Genomic DNA, 18,796 nt, shown 5'->3' with positions numbered 1-18,796 from the left:
ACCAATGGCGGGGACGGTGCGCGGGAGCGGCGCGGCGAGTGCCTATTCGGGCGGCTACGCCAACAGCGGCGTGCAGGTCGGCGACGTGTACGTCGGCGCGGGACGGCCGGTTGCCGTTTCGGGGTACTTGCACCAGGTGCGGGCGCTGGCGGCTGCGGAGTTTGTGGGCCGGGAGCGGGAGTTGGCGCAGCTGGCCGCGTTCTGTCTGGCCTCGGGACCTGGCGGGTACTGGCGTTGGCTTGCTGAACCTTGGGCCGGCAAGTCGGCGTTGCTCGCGGAACTCGTCCTGCATCCTCCGGACGGGGTCGACGTGGTGGCGTTCTTCATCACGTCCAGGTACGCCGGGCAGGCCGATGCCACCGCTTTCTGCGCGGTGGTGCAGCGCCAGCTCTACGCGCTGTTGGGGGAGGCGGAACCGCCCACCACCCCCCACACGCGCGACGAAATGTTCCGCCTCGCGCTCGACCGTGCCGCCCAGCACTGCGCTGAACAGGGCCGCCGCCTACTTTTGGTGATCGACGGGCTCGACGAGGACCGGGGCGTTCGTCCAGAGGGCGACAGCCACAGCATCGCCGCCCTTCTCCCGCGAAACCCGCCGCACGGCCTCCGCGTAGTTCTCGCCGGCCGTCCGTACCCTCCCGTGCCCTGTGACGTCCCCCCGGGCCACCCGTTGCGGACGACGGACATCGACCACCTGCTGGAGCCGTCGGCGGCAGCGCAGGTGATCCGTCAGCAGGCTGAGGTTGACCTGCGGCGGCTCCGGCGCGAGGGCGGACTGGGCTGGGAGCTGGTGGGGCTCACTGTTGCGACCGGTGGTGGTCTGAGCGAGCGCGACTTTGTTGAACTGTCGGCAAGCGCAAAGCTGTTGGTGGAGGACCAGCTCTCGACGGTGAACGGCCGGAGCTTCCAGTGGCGGGCCGGGCAGTGGGACCAGGACGGCCCGGGGGTCTACCTCTTTGCGCACGAGGGGATCCGGTGCAGCGCGGAGAAGATGATGACGGAGGAGGAGATCGCGACCCACCGGACGCGACTCCATCGGTGGGCGGATGTCTGGCGCGTGGCAGGCTGGCCGGCTGAGACACCGGAGTACCTGCTCCAGGGGTACGGGCGGCTACTGAGCGAACTCGGCGACGTCGAAAGGCTGGTGGACCTGGTCACCGACGCGGGAAGGCGCGAGCGAATGTGGGAGGTGGCGGGGTCCGACCTGGAGGCGGTCGGTGAACTGGACACTGCCATGGGCCCGGTGGTGACGCGAGGTCGGGCGCGAGGCGACCTGGCGGTGGCCGATGCCTTGCGGATCGCTGTGTGCCGGGACGGGATGCGTGGCATGACCTCGTCGGCGCCAGCCGGACTGATCGCCTGCTGGGCGAGGCTGGGCCATGCGGATCGGGCTCTCGGCCTGGCACGCTCACACCGGACGCCGGGACACCGGGTCGCCTCGTTGATCGCCGTGGCCCGAGCACTGGCGGCCAAGGGCTCGTTGTCTCGAGCGATGGCGATCGTGAAGGAAGTGGGTTCGGCGGCCGACCGGGACAAGTGCCGGGCCGGGATCGCCCTGGCGCTCATCGAGTCCGGGCGGTTCGAGGAAGGCCGGCAGCTGGCTTGCACTCTTGCTTCCGGACGGGCGGAGGTCTTGACAGCGTTGCTCGAGGCGCTGGCGACCAACAGCGAGGCTGCCAGGACACAGGGTCGTGCGTTCGTCGAAACCGTGGTGCGAGAGGCGATGGCGGCGGTTGCCGGCATGAACTTCCACATCCGGAGCGTGGATGTGCTGGCCGCGCTGGCTGCGCCGCTCGACCTGCTCGGCGACCGGAGGCAAGCGACCGAGTTACTGCGCAGGGCTGAGCGTGTCGTTGATGTCGACCGGGACGCCCGACAGCGGGCGGAGGGGTACGCCTCACTAGTCCGATCTGCGGCGGACGCGGCCGGACATCGGCCGCACCTTCGGAGCCTTCAGCAGGCGGCGGTGGCGGCCGCCGGGGCGATGGATCTCGCACAGGCAGAGTGGGCGCTGCCATCCATCGTCGGGGACCTGACCAGAGGCGGGTTCCGGCGGGAAGCGTGGGCGCTGCTGGAGACTGCGAAGGTGAGCGTGGAGTGTTGGGCCGATGCGGTCGCCCGGATCGGAGAGGCGAGCGCCGAAGCGGGTGACATCGACGGTGCCATGGCTGCCCTGTCCGAGATCGCGGCCGGTGAGGACCAGTGGACGGTGTGGCGGGCGATCGCCCGGAGGCTGGTGAAGGACGGGCGGGTCGAGGAGGCCGTCCAAGTCGTCCGACAGCACGGCTCTGCTCTCGGGGAGTTGATGACCACTGTGCCTGAACGGGTGATGCTCATGGTCGGTGTGGCCGATGTGTTGGGGGAGGCCAACCTCGTCTCGGAGGCTTCGGACATGGTGCGGGCCGCAACTGCCCTTTCCCGGTCGGGTGCCCGGACAGCGCCGAGTGGGCCGACCGTGGCGCGGATCGCGGCCCAGTTGGGGCGGCTGGGTCACCATGGCAGTGGTGCACGTCTGATTCGGTACGTCCAGCGGCATGACGGCGATTTGAACGAGCCGTTCCCCGAAGAACGGGGCTGGCTCGGCCTGGCAGTGGGCCTGAACGCGGTGGGTTGCCCGGACGAGGCCGAAAGTCTGCTCGTTGCCGAGATGGACCATGCTCGTGCGCTGCCGCACCCAGCAGAACGAACCAGCGCGCTGGCGAATGCGGCGGAGGCCTTTGCCGGGATCGGAAACTGCGGGGCCGCGGAGCGGATCGCGGATGAGTTGTTTGCGCTGGGGAGCGCGGAGAGCAGCTCGGTGTGGCGGTCCTGGTTCATGGACGCGGCGGCGCGCGCCTATTTGGCGGCGGAACGGGTGGACCGGTGCATCGAGCTGATCGAGGGGCCCGAGGACGTGGACCTGGCTCTGCATCTCCCCTCCGTGATCGAGGCGCTGGTGGACAGAGGAGAGCTGGAGGCTGCCGAGTTGGTGGTGGCAGTAGTACCTTTTCCGCTGGAACACGAAGGAGGTGTTGCCGAGCTGGCCCGGGGTGCAGCAGCCGCAGGCGACTTCGCGCAGGCGGAAACCTGGCTGGCCGAGGTGGAGTCTGCGTGGTCGAGGGAGCGCACCACCCCGCATCTGGCGGTTTGCCTGGCTGACAAGGGCCAGTGGTCGGCCGCCAGGGCCCTCGCCGACGTGCTGACGGACCCCACCAGCCGGGGACGGGCGTTGGCGATGATCGCGGCCCGCCGTGGCCCGTCCCCCGAGGGGCGGCTGTTGCTCGCCGAAGCGTTGGCGCTCGCGCCGTGGGATGAGCTGGTCGAGGAGTTCGCGACCGTCGCCCCCGAACTCGTCCCGCTGCTGGTGGACCTGGTGCTCGCCGACGAGGAACCGGCCACCGACACCGTGTGAGCCCGTCAGGTCCCGTTCGTCGGCAGGACGAGGATCCGCTCCGGGTCGTACAGGCACCAGTACGCCGCCGCGCCGATCAACCGGAGGCGGCACCACGGGGTGCCGTCCGGGGCGTGCCACCAGGCGTTGATGCGGCCGAGGGTCCAGGTGGCGGTGTCGTCGAGGCGGACTTCGACGGGTTGGTAGGCGGGGCGGACTTCGGGTTCCGGCGGGGACCAGGTGGGGTCGGTCTGAAGCTGCGGAGGGAGCACGGTGGGCCTCCTTCGAGTCCGATCGGTGGAGATCACTCTACAGAGGTGTAGATAGTGGTGGCGGGGAATCCCGGAGCATGGCGCAACGTCGTCGGTGCGGGCAGTGGATTCGCGCCACGAAGGGTTCTTTCGAACACGACCGTTGGTCATAGACTCGGTGGATGGCTTCTGAGGACGAGGGCGACTCGTACGCGGCGCTGGGCGCGCTGGGTGATCCGGTGCGGCGCCGGCTGTACCGGCTGGTGGCGGCGGCGCCGGAGGAGGTGGGGCGGGACGCGGCGGCGGAGGCGGCAGGGATCTCGCGGTCGTTGGCGGCGTTCCATCTGGACAAGCTGGTCGAGGCGGGGCTGTTGGTGGTGTCGTACCGGCGGCTGTCGGGGCGGACGGGACCGGGTGCGGGGCGGCCGGCGAAGCTGTACCGGCGGGTGGAGGGGGAGTTCGCGGTGTCGGTGCCGCCGCGTTCGTACGACACGGCGGGGCGGTTGCTCGCGGAGACGGTGGAACGGGCGGGGCTGGAGCGGGAGTTGCAGGCGGCGGCGAAGGCCGAAGGAGTGGCAGCCGCGACGGGGGCGGACCTGGAGGAGGTGCTGCGAGAGCGCGGGTACGCGCCGTTCTGGGACGGCGAGGTGCTGCGGTTGCGGAACTGCCCGTTCCACGCGCTGGCGCAGGAGTTCCCGGGGTTGGTGTGCGGGATGAACCTGGCGCTGCTGGACGGTCTGGCGGGGGAGGAGTGGACGCCCGCGATGGAGACGTGCGCGGGCGGATGTTGCGTCGCCCTGTCTAAAAACAAAAATCGTTGACGTTAGATTGTGGGCCGCGCCATGCTTGGCCCATGACTGGCTATCACCTCGCGCAGATCAACGTCGGCCGCCTCGTCGCGCGGCCCACCTCCCGGCGGGTCGCCGAGTTCATCGCACAGCTCGACGAGATGAACGCGCTCGCCGAGCGCAGCCCGGGCTTCGTCTGGCGGATGGTGGACGCCACGGACGCGAGGGCACAGGCCGCGTACCCGGAGATCAGGGACGAGCAGGTCCTGATCAACTGCTCGGTGTGGGAGTCGGTCGAGGCGCTGTGGGAGTACGTGTTCCGCAGCGACCACCTGCGGGTGCTGAGCCGCCGCCGGGAGTGGTTCGAGCCCGCCGACCGCCCGCTTCAGGCGCTGTGGTGGGTGCCGGCCGGCCACCACCCGAGCGTCACCGAGGCGATGGGGCGGATCGCCCACATACGCGAACACGGCAGCGGCCCGGAGGCGTTCACCTTCCGCGACCGTCACCCGGCGCCGGACGGCCAGGTGGCGGACGCGCACTGAAACAGCGGCTGAAGCAGTGACCGAAGCAGTAACCGAAGCAGTAACCGAAGCAGTAACCGAAGCAGTGGCCGAAGCAGTGACCGAAGCAGTGGTTGAAACAGCGGGGGTCAGGCGCCGGCGGCCAGGGGGCTCAGGCGGACGATGGTCAGGTCGAGTTGGCCGAAGCCGTCCTCCCAGCCCATCACCGGCTCGCAGCCGTACTTGTCGAGGCCCCGGGCGGAGGCGTCCTCGAGTATCGGCATCAGGCCCTCCTCACCGTCGGTGAGGAAGTAGGCGAGGTGGGCGCGCAGTCCGGGGTGCTCGATGGTGGCGAGGCCCTCCTCCCAGCTCTCCTCGGGCTCGGCCTCGAACGGCACCAGGTCCTCGGGGGTGCGGCCGGTGTCGAGCGCGGCGCGGAACGCGTCCAGCAGGGTGCCGTCGGAGCGCAGCCGGGCGAAGAACACCACCCAACTGCCGGGAAATTCAGCGAGGTTGACGCCGTGCTGTGCCACCAATGGGGCGAGGTCGGCGCCCCGGATCAGGCCGTCGCCGAAGCAGGCGGCGGCGACGGCGGAGGCGAACGGCTCCGGCAGGGCGGGCGAGTCGCGGTCGGCGGGTATCGCGAAGATCGAACCGGCGGCGTCGAACACCGGGGTGCGGAGGCTGTCGTCGAACAACGAGCAGTCCCAGTGCACCGGTTCGGCGCCGCTCAGCGCCTGCGGCCGCACCCAGGCGGCGTCCCGGTCGAACTCGACCTCGTGGATCAGATTGCCGCTGACGCCGGCCACGTACACCGCGTTCGGGTCGTACTCGTGCAGTGGCCGGCCGAGCATCATCCCGAAGGCGTCGGCGAGTTGACGGTCCCAGTCGTCCGCGGCCGGGGTGTGGTGAGAGGTCATGGGCGGCACCGTAGTGCCGCCGTCCGACAGCACGACAAAGGGGTCAGCCGAGCGTGCTCGGATCGGTGTTCGCCCCGCACAGCACCACGCACACCCGCTCGCCCTCGGCGGGCCGGTACGCGCCGCCGGTGAGCGCGGCCAGCGCGGTCGAGGCGGCATGCTCGACGGCCAACCGGTGTCCGTCCCACAGGAGTTGGCGGGCGCGGACGATCTCGCTGTCGGGGACGAGCGCGGTGCTTGCGCCGTCCTGCCCGGCGGCCCACAGGGCGGTCGCGGAGGCCCGCCGGGCGCCGAGCGCGTCGGCGGCGACCGAGTCGACGGGGACGTCCACCGGACGGCCCGCCGCCATCGCGGCGTGCAGCGCCTGCGAACCCTCCGGCTCGACGGCGACGGTGCGCACCCCGTGCTCGCGGGCCGCCGTGGCCACGCCCGCGAACAGGCCGCCACCGCCGACCGAGACCACCACCGTTTCCAGCGAAGGGAGTTGACGGCGGATCTCGTCCAGCAGAGTGCCCGCGCCAGCCGCGATCAGCGGGTGGTCGTAGGCGTGCGCGGCCAGCGCGCCGGAGGCCGCCGCGTACTCCTCGCAGGCCGCCAGCGCCTCCGCGTACTCGCGGCCCACCTGTCGCACCTCGGCGCCGTAGCCGCGCAGCCGGGCCACCTTCACTGCGGGGGCGTTCTCCGGCACGAACACCGTGGCTCGGACGCCCTGTTGCTGCGCCGCCCAGGCGCACGCCAGGCCCGCGTTGCCACCGGAGGCGATGGTCACGCCCGGGTCGGGGAGCGTGCCGGCCTCGCGGTGCGCCTGCAGGAAGTTCTGCGCGCCCCGGGCCTTGAACGACCCGGTGTGCTGCAGGAGTTCGAGCGCCGCCCAGACCTCACCGCCCACGCCGGGAACGTCGAGCGGGGCCACCGCGACGGGCCGGACCCGTCCGGCGATCCGGTCGCCCGCGGCCTTGATGTCGCCGTACGTGAGCTGGTGCACGCTGTCGCTCCTGCCGCGTCGAGGGTGCGCGGGCCGGTCGGGGCCCGCAACCGTTCGGACCCGACGTTACCCGCCCTGGCGCCCCCGGCCGGTGGCGGAGGCGAAGCCCAGCCAGGTGTGCCGGTTGCCCGCCCAACACCAGCCGACCTTCGGGGCGTTGCGGCGCTCGCGGCCGTCCCGCCCGGTGCCGTTGCTGATCCAGATCGCCGGGGTGCGAGCGTCGAGGGTGCCGTTCGGTTTGCGCAGCCGGGAGCCGATGGTCATGAAACAGCGACTGCGTTCCAGTGCGTCGGGCTGCTGGAGCACCCAGTGGATGCCCTCGGTGAGCAGCAGCGGCGTACGGGCCTCGTCCGTGAGGGCGGGCAGCGCCTCGTCCGGGCTCCAGTTGGCCATCCGGTCGCCCCGGTCGACGCCGGTGAGCAGATAGAGGGGAGAGTCGGGCAGCGCCACCGTGTCGAGCGGGGCGAAGTCGTCGACGTCCGGCATGTCGACGACGACGAAGCCCGGCCGGTCGTCGCGGCGCAGCAGCGGCGTGAGCGCGGACGCGGGTGCGCGGTCCGGGTGGACGGCGAGCAGGGCGCCGTCGCCGGTCTCGGCGGCCTCGGCGAAGGCGCGGACCTCGGCGGCGGACAGGCCGGCGAGCTCGTGCACCCCCAACTCGATCAGGCGTTCGGCCTGCATCGTGAGGGACGGAAGGACGGTGGACGCGGTTTCGGGCACGACGCTCCCAGGGCGGCGAGGCAGCGGGGACCTCGGGTGAACGAGACCGCCCGCCGAGTTGTTCCCGCGCCCCCGGAACGCTCATCCGGAACGGCGCGCGCGCCGATGACCGGACGGGACGACCGTCCCCCGCGGCCCGCCCCGGTCCGCGCACCCCAACGCCCAACCACCGGGCCCGAGTACGGAAGCCGCACACCGAAATGACCCTCGCCGTCGTCCTGTTCACCCAGGACCTGCGCCTGCACGACAACCCCGCCCTGCACGCCGCCCGCGCCGCCGCCGACCAGGTGGTGCCGCTGTTCGTCACCGATCCGGCGATCGCCGCCGCCGGCTTCGATGTGCCCAATCGCCGCGCGTTCCTTGCCGGTTGCCTCACCGACCTGGACGCCTCGCTGCGCCGCGCCGGCGGCCGGCTGCTGGTGCGCGAGGGCGACAGCGCCGAGCAGACCGCCCGACTGGCCACCGAACTCGACGCGGCGAGCGTGCACGTCGCCGCCGGGGTCAGCGGCTACGCCCGGCGGCGCGAAGAGCGGCTGCGCCACGCGCTCGGCGACCGCCTGCGGGTGCACGACGGATCGCTGACGGCCGTGCCGCCCGGCGCCGTGACACCCGCCGGACGCGACCACTACGCCGTGTTCACCCCGTACCACCGGGCCTGGCAACAGGTTCGCCGCCGCACACCGCTGCCCGCGCCGCACACCCTCAACACTCCAACAGGGCTGAAAAGTAACGCAGTTGAGGTGGTCAAGCCCACCGCCCGCAGCCTCCCCGAGCCCGGCGAGAGCGCCGCCCGCCGCGCCTGGCAGCACTGGCGCACCGCGCAGTACGCGCAGCTGCACGACGACCTCGCCGCCGACGGCACCTCGCACCTCTCGCCGTACCTGCACTTCGGCTGCCTGTCCGCGAACGAACTCGTCCACCTCGCCGAGCGGCGCGGCGGACCGGGCGCGGAGGCGTTCGTCCGGCAGCTGGTGTGGCGCGACTTCCACCACCAGGTGCTGGCCGCCCGGCCGGCCGCCGCGCACGCCGACTACCGTGCCCGGAACGACAGTTGGCGCACCGATGAGGCCGAACTCGCCGCCTGGCGGCAGGGCCGCACCGGATACCCGATCATCGACGCCGGGATGCGGCAGCTCGCCGAGACCGGCTGGATGCACAACCGGGCCAGGCTGCTCACCGCGAGCTTCCTGGCCAAGTCGCTGTACCTGGACTGGCGGCTCGGTGCCCGGCACTTCCTCGACCACCTGGTCGACGGCGACGTGGCCAACAACCAGCTGAACTGGCAGTGGGTCGCCGGCACCGGCACCGACACCCGCCCCAACCGGGTCCTCAACCCGATCGCCCAGGCCGACCGTTACGACCCGGAGGGCGCGTACGTCCGCCGCTGGGTCCCCGAACTCGCCGAGCTGCCAGGTCGGTTGATCCACCGCCCCTGGCAGGCCGGCCACCGCCCCGCCGACTACCCCGCCCCGCTGATCGCCCCAGGCAGCACTGGGGACCGCCTGCGCGCGGCTCGGGGAATCTGACGAGGCGTCAGGACTCGCGCGGCGCCGGCGTCATCAGCACGAAGTCCGCGCTCGCGCCGTCCACGCACATCGCCATCCGTCCGATGCCGGGCGCGTCCACCGGGCCCGTCAGCACCTCGCCGCCCTTGGCGCGCACGGTGGCGGCGGCCGCGTCGCAGTCGGTGACCGTGAACACCGGGTGCCAGCATGGCACGCCCTGGGACACCGCCAGCTGGTCCGGCGGCACCTGCAGCACGCCGCCGTGCATCCGCTCCGCGGGCTGCCCGGCCGGGGTGACGATGGTGTAGGTCGCGCCCCCGCCGCCCGGCATCGGCATGTCCTGGCGCTGCCAGCCGAACACCGTCTCGTAGAACGCCAGCGCCGCCGACGCGTCCGTGGTGTACAGCTCCGTCCAGCACAGCGCGCCCGGGTCGTCCGTCGCCTCCAGGCCGCGCGCCCGGCCCGGTGTCCAGGCCGCGAACTGGCCGCCCAGCGGGTCGCTGAACTGCGCGACCGACGCCCAGCCGTCCGCGTCCTGCGGCTCCAGCCGCACCGTGCCGCCCGCCCGCATGACGGACGCGGCGGTCTCGTGGACGTCCGGGGTGAAGAAGTACACCATCCACGCCGAGCGGGCGCCCCGCTCGGTGAGCAGCCCGATCCCGGCGGCCGTCCGACCGCCCGATTTGGCCAGCCCGAAGGCGCCGCCGCTGTCCTCCATCGGCTCGAACTCCCAGCCCAGCACCGCCCCGTAGAAGTCCCCGGCGGTGGACACGTCCGGCGTGCCCAGGTCGAGCCAGCACGGTGAACCGGGCACGAAATCGGTGGTGATCATGGTGGTCTCCCTTCGCCGGGCACTCCGTTCCCAGCGTGTCACCGGCCCCCGCCCGGCGCGTCCCGGCCCGGACCGGCGGGCGGCGGTCCCGGTACCGCCAAGCGGAGGAAATCCTGTGCAGATCGTCGGGTGGAGCATGGAATTCGCCCGTCGAACGGATCCCCGCCATGACATTTCGCGGAAATTCCTCCCGCTGACCGCGAAATCGTCACCTGCAACAGGGTTCGGACCGCAGGAATCGGGCAGAGGCCGCATACCCCCAGCGATCCCAGGAGAAAGGCACCAGAGTGGCACTGAGCGTGAGCTACGGGGAACGGTACGGCTGGACGGTCGTCCAGGTCGCCGGCGAGGTGGACATCAGTGGAGTCTCCGCACTTCGGGAGCGCCTCCAGCGACTGGTCACCGAAGGCTGTCTGCGCATGGTGGTGGACATCAGCCGGGTCGACTTCTGCGACTCCACCGGCTTCGCCGTCCTGGTCGCGACCCGTCGCATGCTGTCCTCCCGCGGCGGCCGGCTCCGGCTGGTCCTCCCCGGCCCCGAGACCCACACCCGCAAGATCCTCCAACTCTTCGGCATCCAGCGGATCTTCGACGTCCACGACTCGGTCGACGACGCCCTCGCCGACCTGCGCGAGGCAGCAATGACCGAGAGCACCCTGACCGCGGACGCCGCCGACGCCGTGCCGCGCCCCCGCGAGAGCAGCCGCGCCGCCGCCGACTGACCGGTCCCGCCGCCGACTGACCCGCCCGGCGCGGGGGGCCGTCAACGGCGACGGCAGCACCCGCCCGCAGTGGACAAGCCCGCAGCGTCAACGGCGACGGCTGCGGCATCCACGGCCGCGAGGCATCAGCTCGGAGTACCGAAATCCTGCGTCCACCAGGGCCCACCCGCGCCCTGGTGCACCCCCACGCCCAGCTCGGTGAACTCGCAGTTCAGGATGTTCGCCCGGTGGCCCGGGCTGTTCATCCAACTGGCCATCACCGCCGCCGGGTCCTTCTGCCCGCGCGCGATGTTCTCGCCCCAGCCGCTCCACTCGTAACCGGCGGCGTCGATCCGCTGCTGCGGGCCTTCGCCGTCCGGGTTGGTGTGGTCGAAGAACTCGCGGTCCGCCATGTCGTCCGACTGCTCCTGCGCCGCCTCCGCCAGCTGCCCGTTCGCCGAGAGCGCCGGACAACCCGCCTGCGCGCGCTGGGCGTTGACCAGATCCAGCACCTGCTGCCCGAGATCCCCGGCCCGCTTCCCGGTGGACGGCGCGAGCGCCCGCGACGAGGGCCGGGCCGAGACCGTCGGCTTGCCGGACGGCGACGCCGAGGGCGATGCGGACGGGGAGGACGACGGTGAAGCGGACGCCGACCGCGAGGCGGGGGCCGAAGCGGCCGCCGGAGCGGCCAGCGCCTCCGCCTGCTCCGCACCCGCCACCACCGGCTGCCGCAGCGCCTCCGGGTGACCCGAGGTCGGCGACGAGCCCGGCAGCACGACCGCCACCAACAGCCCCGCCGCGACCGCCGCCACCCCGCCGCCCACCAGCAACCCCACCCGGCCCGGCCCCCGGCGCGCCGCCGCCCGCCGGCCGTGCCGGGACCCGGCCCGGTGCGAACCGCCGCGCTGCGACTCGTCCCGGGGCGCGCGACGGTGCGAGGACGCGCCTCCCGCGAAACCCGTCGGCAGCGCCGAAAGGCCGTCCGGCAGCGGCACCATCGCCAGACCCGCCAGCAGCCCCTCGGCCGGCATCAGCCCGCGCCGGTGCTCGCCGCACACCGCGCACTCGCGCACATGACGGCCGATCCGCTTGCGCCACAACGCGCTCGGCACACCGTCCCAACCCGCCGTCAGCTCCGCCAGCCACGCGCACCCCGGCACCGCGGCCAGCGCCCGCACCGCCATCCGGGCCGCCTCCAGCTGACCCTTCATCCGCTGCACCCGCACCGCCGCATGCTGCGGCGACACCTCCAGCGCCGCCGCCAGCTCCGCCCGGGACAGCTCGCCCGCCGCCTCCAGCCACCACAGCGCCAACAGGTCCCGGTCGCCCTCGTCCAGCCAGCGCGTCGCCTCCGCGACCTCCCGCCGCTGCTCCGACAGCCCCAGCCGGACGATCGTCAGCCCGACGAAATCGGCGGACGGATCCGCGACCGCCGCCGCGTCCGGCGCCTCGCGCAACGCGCCCTCGTCGCCCTCGTCCCGGAACCGGCGGCGCACCTGGTTCAGCGCGATCGCCACCAGCCAGCTGCGGAACCCGGCCGGATCCCGCAGCCCCGGCAGGCCGTCCACCGCCCGCAGCATGGTCTCCTGGACCACGTCGTCGGTGTCCGGATGCCCCGACAGTGCCCGGCCCACCACGTTGTACACCAGCGGCAGGTGGTCACCCACCAGCTCCGCCACCGCCTGCCGGTCGCCGTGCTGCGCCCGACCGACCAGCGTCGTCACCTGCCCACTGTCCACAGCCCGGCCCGTCCTCGTGTTCTCGCGTCGTGCCCTCACACCATCGGAGATCCACCGGCGGGCGGCGGATAACGGAAAAGTGCGGGGAGATTTCTCCGGACCTGCGGGGGAATCTCCCCGGCCCGGGCAGAAAACGACCCTATGGCCTGCGGTACGGCCATTGCCAGGCGCGACCGGTGGGGGCGGCGGGACATTCATCCCGCCCGGCCAGGCCGTTCGGCCGGTCGGCGGCGTGGCCGTTCGGCCGGCCGGTGGAACGGCGCGAGCGGTATTGAACGCGTTCAGATCTGTGCCATGATGTGGCCGCGAACCATCGGAATCAGGGGGGAACGGTGGCGAATCCGGCTGCGGTGAACGACTGGCGGCGAAGGGCGCGTCTGTCGGGGCTGGTGGTCGGCTGGTTGGCGCTGGCTCCCGTCGGGCTTCTCGCCGGGATGCTTCTCGGGATGATGACCGGGCTCGTCGGGCTGCTGCTGGGGCCGGTCGCCCTCGGCACCGTCCCGGCCGCCTGCCTGGGCCGCTACCTCGGGCGGAACGGCGAGTGGCTGGCGCTGGACATCGCGTTCGGGGGCGGGATCGTCGTGCTGCCTCTGGTCGCCGCCGTGCTCGGCACGTGGAGCGCGGACGAGTTCACGGCCTGGAGGTGGGCCATGGCGGTGGCGGGCACGGTGCTGTACGCCCTGCCGCTGCTGATCGCCGGCGAGGTGGCGGCGCGGGCGGCCCGAAAGCGGCACTGACCGGCGCGTCGGGCGGCGGCGTCACGCGAGTGCGTGGGCGCTCTCAGGTGCCGAGCAGGCGGAGGGACGCCCAGAGCGCCAGGACGGCGGTGGCGAGGGTGGCCGGGGTGGTGAGTGCGCCGAGGCGGGTGAAGGTGCGCAGGCCGCCGTCGTCGATCGAGCGGTCCTGGACGATGCGCCGCCACAGCAGGGTGGCGAGCGAGCCGGCGTACGTCAGGTTGGGGCCGATGTTGACGCCCAGCAGGACGGCCAGCACCGCGCCCGGGCCGGACGGTGTGGCGAGCGGGACGAGCAGCAGCGTGGCGGGCAGGTTGTTGACCAGGTTGGCCAACAGCGCGGCCAGGCCCGCCAGTGCGAACAGCGTCGGCAGCGAATCGCCGGACGGGACCAGCGCGGCCAGCCACCCGGCCAGGCCGTTGTCCACCACCGCCTTCACCACCACGCCCAGCGCCAGTACGAACGCCAGGAACGGCACCGCCGCCGCGTGCACGATCCGGCGGGTGTCCGTTCGTCCCGCCGCCAGCGCCCGGACCGCCAGCACCGTCGCGCCGAGCGCCGCCGCCCACGCCGGGGAGACGCCGAACGCCGAGGCGACCACGAAGCCGGCCAGCGTGCCCGCCACCGTCAGCAGCGCGAAGCGGGGCAGCCGGGGGCGTTCGGCGGGGGCGGGCCGGGCGGCCGGGACGGCGAGTTCGGTGGCGAAGAAACGGCGCAGCAGCAGGTACTCGACGCCGACGGCGCCGAGCCACGGCAGTGCCATCAGCGCGGTGAACCGGCCGAAGGTCAGGCCGCTGGCGGTGAACGCGAGCAGGTTGGTCAGGTTCGACACCGGCAGCAGCAGCGACGCCGTGTTGGCCAGGTGCCCGCACGCGTACACGTGCGGCCGGGCCCGGACGGCGAGGACGCCCGCCGTCGCGGCCACCACCGGCGTCAGCAGCACCACCGTCGCGTCCAGGCTGAGTACCGCCGTCACCACCGCCGCCACCCCGAACACCTGGCCCAGCAGCCGCACCGGACGGCCGCCCGAGGTGCTCGCCATCCAGCGGCCGCACGCCTCGAACAGCCCCTCGTCGTCGCAGAGCTGGGCCAGTACCAGGACCGCTGCCAGGAACCCCACCACCGGCCCGAGCCGCCCCAGCTCGCCCCATGCCGCGGCCGGGGACACCGCGCCGACCGCCACCAGCAGGCCCGCCGCCGGCACCGCCACCACCGCCTCCGGCCACCCGAACGGCCGCCGCACCGCACTCACCAGCACGACGCCCAGCAGCCCCAGCGACAGCACCTCGGCGCCCATCGCGCCCATCCCTGACCTCCTCCGACCTGCGACTTTCCGCCCATCGGGCGACCGGCCCCCATCCAAGCAGGCGCTCCCGGGCGCCGAGTGGCCCGCCCGTCGGATATGACTGACATTCGGTTAATCGCTTCGGATGTGTGGAGGGCTGGTCGTGGTGGACTGCCGGGACGCGTGGCGCAGGGCGCTGGAAGCGGGATTCTCGATCGGATCGGTGGGGTCGTTCCTGTCGATCGGGTCGGCGTACTCCGTGCTGTCGATCGGATCGGTGGGCTCGGCGCTGTCGCTCGGCAGCGTCGGCTCGTCGTGCTCGGTGCTGTCGGTGGGCTCCTGGCGGAGCGCCGCGTCCGTGCTGTCCGCGGAGTCGGTGCTGTCCCTGCTCTCCTACCGCTCGGTGCTCGCGCGGCAGGCCGCGCACCAGCGGCGCGGGGGAGCGGGCTGCCCGCCGCAGGTCGAATGAACTCTCGTTGTTCGCAAGGGCGTTGGCTGCCGGGTGGGGCGAAAATGAGGTGCGGGCGGGCGGGTCCGGCCGCCATCGTGAGGGGATGGCGACAAGCGCGGCGATCGAAGGCGTAGTGGCGGGACTCGGGGTGGCGGTGCCACTCGGCGCGGTCGGGGTCCTGCTGCTGCAGGAGGGCCGCCGCGGCTGGGCCCCCGCCGCCGGCGGGGCGACGGCGGTCGCGGCGGTCGATGGCGCGTACGCCACGGTCGCCGTACTGGCCGGCCCCCGGGTCGCCCACCTGCTCACCGGCCACGAGAGTGCGGTGCGCGCCGTCTCCGCCCTGCTGCTCGGCGCGATCGCCGTCCACGGCCTGCTCGGCCTGCGCCGTACCGCCGAACCCGCCGAGGCCCCGTCGGTCGGCAGCGCGGCCCGCGCGTTCGTCCGCTTCGCGCTGCTGACGCTCGTCAACCCGCTGACCGCCTTGTACTTCACCGCCCTGATCACCGCCCGGGGCGCGGACGCCCGGGCCGGCGCCACCGCCTTCGTCACCGGCGTCTTCCTGGCCTCCCTGGTCTGGCAGCACCTCCTCGCCGCGGCGGGCGCTTTCGCCGGCGCGAAGCTCGGCCCCCGGGTGCGGCGCTCGACGTACGCGGCGGGCTACGGGCTGGTCGCGGTGCTGGCGCTGCGGCTGGCGTTCAGCGGCTGAACTGGGCGTCCGGCAGCGGGAATTCGGTTGCGGAGGCGCTGATCGGGCGAAAGGCTCCATTTGCCCCGAGCCCCTTCGAAACTGGACATCCGATGAGCAGCGTCATAGTCAGCACCCGCCACGGCCAGGTTCGCGGCCGCCTCCACGACGGCACCGCGGCCTTCCTGGGAATCCCTTACGCCGCACCGCCGTTCGGCGCCGACCGGATGCGGCCGCCCCGGGCCCCCGAGCCGTGGAGCGGCGTGCGCGACGCGCTCGTCCCCGGCCCCAGCGCCCCGCAGCCCGGCTACGCCCCCGCGATGGCCGGCCTGCTGGTGGAGGCCGGCCCGCAGGGCGAGGACTGCCTCAACCTCAACGTCTGGACGCCGTCGCCGCATTCGTCCGGCGAAGGACTGCCCGTCATGGTGTGGATCCACGGCGGCGCTTTCCGTAACGGCTCCGGTTCGCTGCCCACCTACGACGGCACCGTCCTCGCCCGCGACGGCGTCGTCTGCGTCACCCTGAACTACCGGCTCGGCGCCGAAGGCTTCCTGCTGCTGCCCGACGGCACCGCCAACCTCGGCCTGTTGGACCAGATCGCCGCGCTGGAATGGGTGCGCGACAACATCGCCGCGTTCGGCGGCGACCCCGGCAACGTCACCGTCTTCGGGCAGTCCGCCGGAGCGATCGGCATCACCGCGCTCATGACGATGCCCTCGGCCGACGGCCTGTTCCGGCGCGCCATCACCCAGAGCGGCGCCGGACACCACGCCCACACCCCCGAGACCGGGCGCCGCATCACCGAACGCCTGGCCGAACTCGCCGGGGTTGCGTGCACCGTCGAAGGCCTCGCCGCCGTCCCGCCCGCGGAGTTGGCCGCGGCCAACAGCCGACTCGCCCAGGAGATCGCCCGCAGCGCCGAACCCGCCCGGTGGGGCGAGTCCGCCGGCGGCGGCACCACCGTCCTGCCGGTCGCCGGTACCGCCACGCTGCCCGAACGCCCCGTCGACGCCATCGCCGCCGGCGCGGGCCGCCACCTCGACCTGCTCACCGGCGTCACCGCCGAGGAATTCCGACTGTTCCTCGTCCCGCTCGGCATGGCCGACCGCATCAACGACGGCTTCCTGCACGGCTTCCTCGCCGCCCTCGGCCTCGACCCCGTGGCCGCACGCGCCACCTACACCGAGACCCGACCGCACGCCACCGCCGCCGACCTGTTCTCGGCCGTGATGACCGACCACGGCTACCGCGTGCCCGCCCTCCGCATCGCCGAGGCCCGCGCCGCCCACGGCGCGGACACCTGGTTCTACGAATTCACCGAACCCTCCCCGGCCCTCGACGGCGCCCTCGGCGCCTGCCACATGGCCGAACTCGGCCCCGTCTTCGGCCACTTGAACGACCCGCTGCTGAACAACCCCCTGCTCTCCGAACACCTCCGCAGCGCCTGGACCACCTTCGCCCACCACGGCCACCCCACCGCCGACCAGCTCCCACCCTGGCCCCCCTACCTCCCCGGCCGCGCCGTCATGCGCCTGAACGCCACCGCGTCCGGCGTCCACCACGACCCGGCCCGCGCCGAGCGGCTCCTCTGGACGAAGCTGCGCTGACCGCGCCCGGCGCGCCCGACCAGGGAGGGCCATCGACGTCAGGGCTCCTCGACCAGGAGGGCGGCGAAGGGGAAGTTCTCCAGGAACTCGCGCCGCCGGAGATCTGGTTCGGCCTCGGCCAGGTCGGCGAGGACCCGTATCCGGGCAGCGTATTCGACCTCCCAACGGCCGGTCCTTCGTGGCGAGTTAAGGTGAAACCGTGACCGGGATTCCGGAGGACTTCGCGCGGAGTACCGTGGCTCGGGAGGGTGAACCGGGGCGGGAGTGGGTGACAGGGTTGCCTGCGCTGGTCGGGGGGCTGCTGGAGCGGTGGGGGTGTCGGCCGGACGGGGCGGTGGGGCACGGGCAGGTCGGGGTCGTGGTGCCGGTGCGGACGGCCGACGGGGGGCCGGCCGTGCTGAAGGTCTCGTTCCCGCACCCGGGCAACGCACATGAGGGGGACGCGTTCGCCGTCTGGGGCGGCCGCGGTGCGGTGCGGCTGCTCCGGCGCGACGACGCCCGGTTCGCGATACTGCTGGAGCGGGCCGGCCGGCGCACCCTCGCCGAGCACCCGGCCGTCGCCGTGGACGAAGCCGTCGCCATCGCCGGACGCCTCACCCACCGGCTGGCGGTGCCCGCGCCGCCCGGACTGCCACGCCTCGCCGACCGGACCCGGCAGTGGGCGGCCGACCTCCGCAGGGACGCCGACCGGCTGCCCCGGCCGCTGCCGCGCCACGTGGTGGACACCGCGATCGCCACCGTCCGCGAACTCGGGCCCGACCAGCCCGACACCCTCGTCCACGGCGACCTGCACCTCGGCAACATCCTGCCCGCCGAGCGCGAACCCTGGCTGGCCATCGACCCCAAGGGCTACGTCGGCGACCCCGCCTACGACGCAATCACCCTGCTCCGCAGCCGATTTGACGACCTGCTCGCCGCAGGCGACCTGGGGCGGGCCGTGCTGCGCCGACTCGCGATCTACGCCGAAGCCGCCGAACTCGACCACCGGCGCGTCCGCCGCTGGGCCCAGGCCCGCGCGGTGAGCGCCGCCCACTGGGGGAGGGAGCACGGCGACCCCGACTGGCTGGTCGAAGTCACCGACCGGATCGCGCAGTTGCTGTGCGGCAACCACCTGTCCCGCACGCGGAGTACGGGCCGAGTCGAGACCTGAGACTCCACGCCGGTTACCTGCGCGGAAAGCGGAGGTTGCCGTCCGGGAACGGATGCCAGGTCCCGGCCCGATCTGCGGCGGGGCCGTCTTGAACTGGCGGCCGGGGATGCAGGATGCTCACTCGCGGAGGATCAACCTGTCTTGGGCGGAGGAGAGTTGGACTGGGCTCACGCGGCCGGTTACGGCGCCGTCGGGGGAGCGGTGGTCGAACTGGTGGTCGCCAATGGGCGGTTGCTGGCGTGGCAGGCGGCGCGGCACCGGGCGCGGCAGGAGAGACGGCGGCGAATGCCGCCGCTGCGCCATTACGTCGACTTCTCGGCGGACCTGGCGGCCGGGCTGAGCCGGATCGCACTCGGGGCGGTCACGGGGTGGTTGCTGCACTCCCAGATCACCGGACTGTACGCGGCGGTGGCGGCCGGGGCCTCGGCGCCCGCGGTGTTGCGGCAGATCGGGTCGTTCACCTCCGCGCAGGCCGTCCTGAGGGGCGAAGAACCGCCGGTGGCCGGGGAGCCCGAAGACCAGAGGCCCGTGCCGGTGCCGGGACGGCCGGGGGAGGTCGGGTCATGAGCTTCG

18 protein-coding genes are annotated in these 18,796 nt (G+C 73.1%); 11 read left to right on the top strand and 7 right to left on the bottom strand.

Annotation, left to right across the window (positions count from 1 at the left end; translation table 11 throughout):
* Positions 1 to 4: 4 nt before the first annotated feature.
* On the top strand, positions 5 to 3,391 hold the full coding sequence (locus tag ACFYS8_RS18460; RefSeq protein ID WP_387642500.1) for a hypothetical protein: 3,387 nt from the start codon (positions 5 to 7) through the stop codon (positions 3,389 to 3,391).
* 5 nt (positions 3,392 to 3,396) lie between these two features.
* On the opposite strand, the gene ACFYS8_RS18455 is transcribed toward ACFYS8_RS18460, so the two are convergent.
* Entirely contained in the window at positions 3,397 to 3,642 is a 246-nt protein-coding gene (locus ACFYS8_RS18455) for a hypothetical protein (protein WP_387642498.1), read from the bottom strand.
* A gap of 161 nt (positions 3,643 to 3,803) precedes the next feature.
* On the opposite strand from ACFYS8_RS18455, the gene ACFYS8_RS18450 reads away from it, so the two are divergent.
* Positions 3,804 to 4,442 carry a helix-turn-helix transcriptional regulator gene (locus tag ACFYS8_RS18450; protein WP_387642496.1) on the top strand — a complete coding sequence of 213 codons (639 nt, stop codon included), beginning with the start codon at positions 3,804 to 3,806 and terminating at the stop codon, positions 4,440 to 4,442.
* 32 nt (positions 4,443 to 4,474) lie between these two features.
* A complete protein-coding gene (locus ACFYS8_RS18445) occupies positions 4,475 to 4,951 on the top strand; it encodes a DUF3291 domain-containing protein (protein ID WP_387642495.1) in 477 nt (158 codons plus the stop codon).
* A 107-nt stretch (positions 4,952 to 5,058) separates the two neighbouring features.
* Here the strand turns inward: ACFYS8_RS18445 and ACFYS8_RS18440 are convergent, their stop codons facing one another.
* From ACFYS8_RS18440 to ACFYS8_RS18430, 3 genes are all read right to left on the bottom strand, one after another.
* Positions 5,059 to 5,829: a hypothetical protein gene (locus ACFYS8_RS18440; protein WP_387642493.1), complete on the bottom strand. Its 771-nt coding sequence runs from the start codon at positions 5,827 to 5,829 to the stop codon at positions 5,059 to 5,061.
* Between the two features lie 43 nt (positions 5,830 to 5,872).
* On the bottom strand, positions 5,873 to 6,814 hold the full coding sequence (locus ACFYS8_RS18435) for a serine/threonine dehydratase (protein ID WP_387642491.1): 942 nt from the start codon (positions 6,812 to 6,814) through the stop codon (positions 5,873 to 5,875).
* Between the two features lie 66 nt (positions 6,815 to 6,880).
* Positions 6,881 to 7,534: a DUF5701 family protein gene (locus tag ACFYS8_RS18430; protein ID WP_387642489.1), complete on the bottom strand. Its 654-nt coding sequence runs from the start codon at positions 7,532 to 7,534 to the stop codon at positions 6,881 to 6,883.
* 200 nt (positions 7,535 to 7,734) lie between these two features.
* Here ACFYS8_RS18430 and ACFYS8_RS18425 point away from each other — a divergent pair, with 200 nt between their 5' ends.
* Positions 7,735 to 9,060, top strand: a complete 1,326-nt coding sequence (locus tag ACFYS8_RS18425) for a cryptochrome/photolyase family protein (RefSeq protein WP_387642487.1) — start codon at positions 7,735 to 7,737, stop codon at positions 9,058 to 9,060.
* A 7-nt stretch (positions 9,061 to 9,067) separates the two neighbouring features.
* On the opposite strand, the gene ACFYS8_RS18420 is transcribed toward ACFYS8_RS18425, so the two are convergent.
* Positions 9,068 to 9,871: a VOC family protein gene (locus ACFYS8_RS18420; protein WP_387642485.1), complete on the bottom strand. Its 804-nt coding sequence runs from the start codon at positions 9,869 to 9,871 to the stop codon at positions 9,068 to 9,070.
* A gap of 287 nt (positions 9,872 to 10,158) precedes the next feature.
* Between ACFYS8_RS18420 and ACFYS8_RS18415 the strand changes: the two genes are divergently transcribed.
* Positions 10,159 to 10,593 (top strand): STAS domain-containing protein, encoded by a 435-nt coding sequence (locus ACFYS8_RS18415; protein WP_387642483.1) that lies wholly within the window; start codon positions 10,159 to 10,161, stop codon positions 10,591 to 10,593.
* Between the two features lie 125 nt (positions 10,594 to 10,718).
* On the opposite strand, the gene ACFYS8_RS18410 is transcribed toward ACFYS8_RS18415, so the two are convergent.
* Positions 10,719 to 12,296 (bottom strand): sigma-70 family RNA polymerase sigma factor, encoded by a 1,578-nt coding sequence (locus ACFYS8_RS18410; protein ID WP_387642481.1) that lies wholly within the window; start codon positions 12,294 to 12,296, stop codon positions 10,719 to 10,721.
* Positions 12,297 to 12,757: 461 nt separating this feature from the next.
* On the opposite strand from ACFYS8_RS18410, the gene ACFYS8_RS18405 reads away from it, so the two are divergent.
* On the top strand, positions 12,758 to 13,048 hold the full coding sequence (locus tag ACFYS8_RS18405) for a hypothetical protein (protein WP_387642479.1): 291 nt from the start codon (positions 12,758 to 12,760) through the stop codon (positions 13,046 to 13,048).
* A gap of 43 nt (positions 13,049 to 13,091) precedes the next feature.
* Here ACFYS8_RS18405 and ACFYS8_RS18400 read toward each other — a convergent pair whose 3' ends face one another.
* Positions 13,092 to 14,351: an SLC13 family permease gene (locus ACFYS8_RS18400; RefSeq protein ID WP_387642477.1), complete on the bottom strand. Its 1,260-nt coding sequence runs from the start codon at positions 14,349 to 14,351 to the stop codon at positions 13,092 to 13,094.
* Between the two features lie 142 nt (positions 14,352 to 14,493).
* Between ACFYS8_RS18400 and ACFYS8_RS18395 the strand changes: the two genes are divergently transcribed.
* From ACFYS8_RS18395 to ACFYS8_RS18375, 5 genes are all read left to right on the top strand, one after another.
* On the top strand, positions 14,494 to 14,799 hold the full coding sequence (locus ACFYS8_RS18395) for a hypothetical protein (protein WP_387642475.1): 306 nt from the start codon (positions 14,494 to 14,496) through the stop codon (positions 14,797 to 14,799).
* Positions 14,800 to 14,884: 85 nt separating this feature from the next.
* The gene (locus ACFYS8_RS18390) at positions 14,885 to 15,487 is read left to right on the top strand and encodes a LysE family transporter (protein ID WP_387642473.1); all 603 of its coding nucleotides are present in this window, start codon (positions 14,885 to 14,887) and stop codon (positions 15,485 to 15,487) included.
* Positions 15,488 to 15,579: 92 nt separating this feature from the next.
* Positions 15,580 to 17,073 carry a carboxylesterase/lipase family protein gene (locus ACFYS8_RS18385; protein WP_387642471.1) on the top strand — a complete coding sequence of 498 codons (1,494 nt, stop codon included), beginning with the start codon at positions 15,580 to 15,582 and terminating at the stop codon, positions 17,071 to 17,073.
* Between the two features lie 199 nt (positions 17,074 to 17,272).
* Positions 17,273 to 18,223, top strand: a complete 951-nt coding sequence (locus tag ACFYS8_RS18380; protein ID WP_387642469.1) for an aminoglycoside phosphotransferase family protein — start codon at positions 17,273 to 17,275, stop codon at positions 18,221 to 18,223.
* A 156-nt stretch (positions 18,224 to 18,379) separates the two neighbouring features.
* Positions 18,380 to 18,790, top strand: a complete 411-nt coding sequence (locus ACFYS8_RS18375; protein WP_387642467.1) for a hypothetical protein — start codon at positions 18,380 to 18,382, stop codon at positions 18,788 to 18,790.
* The last annotated feature ends 6 nt before the right edge of the window (positions 18,791 to 18,796 follow it).

The sequence above is a fragment of the Kitasatospora sp. NPDC004615 genome (genome assembly GCF_042873545.1).
Taxonomy (GTDB): Bacteria; Actinomycetota; Actinomycetes; order Streptomycetales; family Streptomycetaceae; genus Kitasatospora.
The sequence above is the reverse complement of the archived record's forward strand: the minus strand, read 5'-3'. Positions and strand labels throughout refer to the sequence as shown.

Coding starts and splice junctions, on each gene's coding strand:
- ACFYS8_RS18460 (WP_387642500.1), top strand. CDS start 5: ATGGCGGGGACGGTGCGCGGGAGCGGCGCGGCGAGTGCCTATTCGGGC.
- ACFYS8_RS18400 (WP_387642477.1), bottom strand. CDS start 14,351: ATGGGCGCGATGGGCGCCGAGGTGCTGTCGCTGGGGCTGCTGGGCGTC.
- ACFYS8_RS18450 (WP_387642496.1), top strand. CDS start 3,804: ATGGCTTCTGAGGACGAGGGCGACTCGTACGCGGCGCTGGGCGCGCTG.
- ACFYS8_RS18420 (WP_387642485.1), bottom strand. CDS start 9,871: ATGATCACCACCGATTTCGTGCCCGGTTCACCGTGCTGGCTCGACCTG.
- ACFYS8_RS18390 (WP_387642473.1), top strand. CDS start 14,885: ATGGCGACAAGCGCGGCGATCGAAGGCGTAGTGGCGGGACTCGGGGTG.
- ACFYS8_RS18445 (WP_387642495.1), top strand. CDS start 4,475: ATGACTGGCTATCACCTCGCGCAGATCAACGTCGGCCGCCTCGTCGCG.
- ACFYS8_RS18440 (WP_387642493.1), bottom strand. CDS start 5,829: ATGACCTCTCACCACACCCCGGCCGCGGACGACTGGGACCGTCAACTC.
- ACFYS8_RS18405 (WP_387642479.1), top strand. CDS start 12,758: ATGATGACCGGGCTCGTCGGGCTGCTGCTGGGGCCGGTCGCCCTCGGC.
- ACFYS8_RS18385 (WP_387642471.1), top strand. CDS start 15,580: ATGAGCAGCGTCATAGTCAGCACCCGCCACGGCCAGGTTCGCGGCCGC.
- ACFYS8_RS18425 (WP_387642487.1), top strand. CDS start 7,735: ATGACCCTCGCCGTCGTCCTGTTCACCCAGGACCTGCGCCTGCACGAC.